Annotated in this window: 2 protein-coding genes and 2 pseudogenes; all 4 read right to left on the minus strand. The window is 68.2% G+C overall.

Going from position 1 to position 4,332, the window contains the following annotated elements:
• Positions 1–859, minus strand: a pseudogene (locus DSP71_RS21655) (hypothetical protein); the annotation flags it as partial.
• Between the two features lie 194 nt (positions 860–1,053).
• Positions 1,054–2,406 carry a polysaccharide biosynthesis tyrosine autokinase gene (locus tag DSP71_RS06850; RefSeq protein ID WP_052748602.1) on the minus strand — a complete coding sequence of 451 codons (1,353 nt, stop codon included), beginning with the start codon at positions 2,404–2,406 and terminating at the stop codon, positions 1,054–1,056.
• Positions 2,407–2,459: 53 nt separating this feature from the next.
• Positions 2,460–3,770: a hypothetical protein gene (locus DSP71_RS06855; protein ID WP_113680706.1), complete on the minus strand. Its 1,311-nt coding sequence runs from the start codon at positions 3,768–3,770 to the stop codon at positions 2,460–2,462.
• Between the two features lie 11 nt (positions 3,771–3,781).
• Positions 3,782–4,332: pseudogene (locus tag DSP71_RS06860) on the minus strand (hypothetical protein); the annotation flags it as partial.

The raw sequence follows: 4,332 nt of genomic DNA on the forward strand, positions 1-4,332 counted from the left end.
CAGGAGCCGGAGTGGGCTCGGGAGCGGGTGAGGGCTCCGGGGACGGCGCGGGCGCGGTCACCGCGAAGTCGTCGATTCCCACCGGAACAGCAGCCCTGGCCCCGGAGGACGTGTAGAGCGCGAAGCCGTATCCTCCTGCGGACTGAATCCGCGCGTTCGAGTCGTCGGAGTACGTCACCTGCCAATCCGCCGGCTCCGCGGCGTTCGACTCCCAGGCCTTGGCCGCCAGCGCCACCGGACTCGTGCCGGCGACGCTGAACGCCACCGTCAGCGTGTCACCGCCCGTCACGGTGAGGGGAAGCCGACGCTCGGCCAGATGCTGCACGCGCATGAGGTCGGTGAGCCGCACGACCGATACGTAGGCCGAGCCGTCGGGATGGACGCGCACGCGCACCCCGTACGAGTCGGCGCCGGACACCCGGACCGCCTGGGAGAGGTAGAGCGGCCCTCCCACGGGCAGCTCGGGAACGGTCAGCGAGAACCGGCTGTCCACATCAGCGGTGACCGCACCGTCGATGGTGGCCCTGGCGGTGATACCCGGCTTGCGACTCGCGAGCAGCGCCTGCTCGCCGGTCACGCTCGCCGTCGCTTCCACGACACGCCATGGGCCGTCGGGCGAGGACCCCCACCCCGAGTCGACCGTGCGATCCATGTCGTCGGCGATGACGGGAGCGTCCGTGGCATCGGCGGACTGTGCGAGGAGCGGAGCGTCGTCGGCCAGTGCCGACGCAGGAACGGCTGTCAGCGCCGTCGTGAGCGCGACGGCAGCGGTCAGCACTCCTGCGAGCATCGTGCGGGTGCGTCGCCGGGGCGGACTCGAAGTCTCGCGTGAGGTGCGGTCGAGGAGCGGAGTGGGCACGGTGTCACCGTCTTCTGGGGCAGATTCATGATCACCCCGCAGCTCCGCCGCAGTTTCAACCCCGGGCAGCAAAGTGCGAGTCCCCCTCGCAACTCATGAAGAATACCCCGGTCATCCCGGCGAAGACAAACGGAAACGGCGAGGCACCGATATACTTCGTCGCTTCCGCGACCCGAGGGGCCTCGGATGTCGCCTCAGTCGCTGTAGTACTCGCTGCGGTGACGATCCGGCCGGGCGCGGTTCAGAACCGTGCCGAGGATGCGGGCACCGCCCGACTCGAGCGACTTGATGCTCTTGGCGAGAGCGGCGCGGCGCGTCTTCGTCGCGTCGACCACGAGGATCACGCCGTCGGTCTGGGTGGCGAAGAGGTTGGCGTCGGCCACGCTGAGGATCGGCGGGGAATCGATGACCACGTAGTCGTACTCCGCTGCGGCGAAGTCGAGGAGCTGGTTCATGCGCGCCGACGTCAGGAGCTCCGCCGGATTCGGCGGGATGGTACCTGCGGGCAGGATATCGAGCGTGCTGTCGGCGACACTGTGCTTGGCGACCTCGAACTCGACTTCGTCCAGCAGCACGCTGGTCAGACCGATCGAGCCGTCGATGCCCGCGTGCTCGTGCGCCCGCGGCCGCCGCATGTCGGCGTCGATCAGCAGCACCGAGTTGCGCAGACCGGCGAGGGTCATGGCCAGGTTGACCGAGATGGTCGACTTGCCCTCCGCCGGCATGCCCGACGTCACCAGCAGCACCTTCACCCGCGAGGAGACGTTCGCGTAGGCCAGAGCCGAACGGATACGGCGGAACTCCTCCGAGGTGTGGCCGAGCGGCTCCTGCGCGACGGCGATGCCCCGCATGGCCAGGAGAGGCGACTTCGAGACGACGCCCAGAACAGGGTCGCCACCCGCCTCCGTCAGCGTCTCCTCGTTGCGCATACGGGTGTCGAGCACTCCGATGAGCACCGCGATGGCGAGGCCCAGGACGCCCCCGAGGAAGCCTCCGAGAAGGGCATCGCGCGGCTTGCTCGGCGTGAACTGGAACTCAGGCACGACCGCGTCGTCGATGACCTGCGCCGTGATCGTCGATTCGCCCTGCGGGTCCTTGGGCGCCACGTCCTTGACCACGATGATGAGCTGGTCCGCCACGGCATCGGCCAGCTCGGCCGCTGCCTTCGGATCATCCGTGATCCCCGTGATCCGCAACGTGACCGTGCTCTGGGGGATCGTGACCTCGATGTCCCTTGCGAGGGCTCGCGGAGTCGTGTCGAGCCCCAGCTCCTCGATGACGGGGTCGAGCACCCGCGAGCTGGTCGCCAACTGGGCGAACGACAGCATCTGGCTCTGCGTGTACACAGAGCCCTGGTTGAGGTCAGAGGCGCTGGTTCCCTGATTCAGGGCGAAGTACAACGAGGTCGTCGCCTGGAACAGGGGGGTCTGCAACGAGGCGTACCCGAAGGACCCTGCAGCCCCGACGACCGCGCAGAGCACGATCGCCCACCAGAACTTGCGCAACGAGCTGGCGATCACGCGCAGACTCACCCGGCTCTCGCCCATGACTCCCCATTCCCCCTGAGACTTCGATTCTAGAGGTGTTCGTTCCTGCGACCTCATGATTGTGCAGGGGGCTTCCCGACGAGGCGCTGCCGGTGCACGGGTCCGAGCCCGTCTTGGAGTGCTTCCTCTGACTGCTGCCCCCCTCTGCCGATCACGTCCGCGTCGCGCGCCCACGTGATCGCCAGGCCCACGCAGAACCAGAGGAACATGCTGTACTGCGTGATCAACGCCACCACCACGAGGCTCGGCAGCTGTCCGACGACGGCGATCGACGCCGGGCTCCTGGTCGAGCGTCGTACGGTCATGATCGCCGCGCAGACCAGGGCGGCCATGATCAGCAGTGTGGGGACGTACCCGTACCGGAGCAGAGTGAGGACGAGCGCGTTGTCGACGGAGCGCGCGAAGTAGCCGAGGTAGTAGTCCCCCGAGACGAGCGAGTGCCAGTCCCCCGGGTTGCCGAAGAGCTGCACCTGCTGGAGGAGCACCAGGAGATCGGTCCGGTAGTCCGCGCTGCCGCCCGCCTCGTCACCCGCCGCCCCGAAGACGGAGTCGATGATCGGGATGGCGATGGCGGTGCCGATGACACCGGCCGTGACGACGGCGACCCGGAACCGCGTGGACACCCCGACGATGAGGAACGTGGACAGCACCAGCGTGAGCACGAGGGTGAGCTGTCCGGCGCGGCTGAACGTCAGCACCGTCGCCACCGCGACGATCACCACGCCGCCGATCTTCGGGATCAGCCGCCACTTCGTCGCCACGATGAACGCCGACGACATCGCCAGCGCCGCTCCCAGGGCGATCGAGTGGCCGAACGCGCCCTCGACCCTCAGCACCCCGCCGCGTTCCTGGAGAGGACTCCAGGTGTCGTAGACCACGCCGGATCCGGGGATCAGGACGAAGGGATTGAGGGAGGTGAAGAACTCGATGATGCCGAGGACGGCTGCCACGATGGCGACGACCGCGATCGTCGACGTGACCCATTCCGGCGCGACCCGGGCGAGCACCACGCGTCCCCAGAGATAGGGGATGACCCATTCGAGCAGAGCGGCGACGAGCGACGGGAGATCGACCGTTCCGAAGCCGTACAGCCCGACGATCACGATGACGAATGCCACGACCCAGGCATCTGCGGCGCGCAGCGGGACGACCGACCAGTTGACGATGATCATCAGGGCGGTCAGCAGCGTGATCGCGGCCCAGTAGAAGCCGGTGTTGACGCCGACCCAGAGCGGCACGAAGAAGAGGACGCAGGCCCAGCCCACGAACGCCGTGCGCGGCAGCAGCCTGAGCACGAACACGACGATGGCCACTGCTGCGATTCCTCCGACGGCGAGGAGCGCGATCGGAACAGCAGTGGCCATGCGTCAGGATCTTAGTGGGGCGCGGTGACGCGGAACGAATCGAACGAGACGTTCAGGGGCGCCGTGGAGCTGCCCGACCGGTTGCCGCTGAGACCGACGGAACCCGCAGCGAGCGGAGTCGTGTCCGTCGCGTTGATCTGCCAGTTCGCGGGCTCTGTCGTGCCGGTCGCCCAGATCTTCGCCGAGATGGCGGTGGAGGCCGATCCGGTGACGGAGACCTTGAGGCTGTACGACGTGTTCGCCGCCCACACGAGTCCGGGTACCGCCTGCGTCAGCAGCACCGTTCCCTCGCGGTGGACCACGAGCCAGACGGTTCCGTCAGGACGGAGCCACGCACGGGCGAAGTACTTCCCGGCAGCGGTCTGCCTCGCGATCACGCCGACGTAGGCGCCGCCCGCGGCAGGAGCCTGGTCGACGCGGAACTGCGTCTCGAGGATCGCGTCGCCGATCGAGGTCGAGTTGAGCGTGGCGTGGCGGGTGTCCCCCGCGACCAGACTCAGCTTGCCCTGGCCGTCGGCGACGGTCGCCGCCGCCTGCGAACCGCCGGCGACCGTCCACGCTC

Source organism: Microbacterium sp. H6 (genome assembly GCF_003314775.1).
GTDB classification, from domain to species: domain Bacteria; phylum Actinomycetota; class Actinomycetes; order Actinomycetales; family Microbacteriaceae; genus Microbacterium; species Microbacterium oxydans.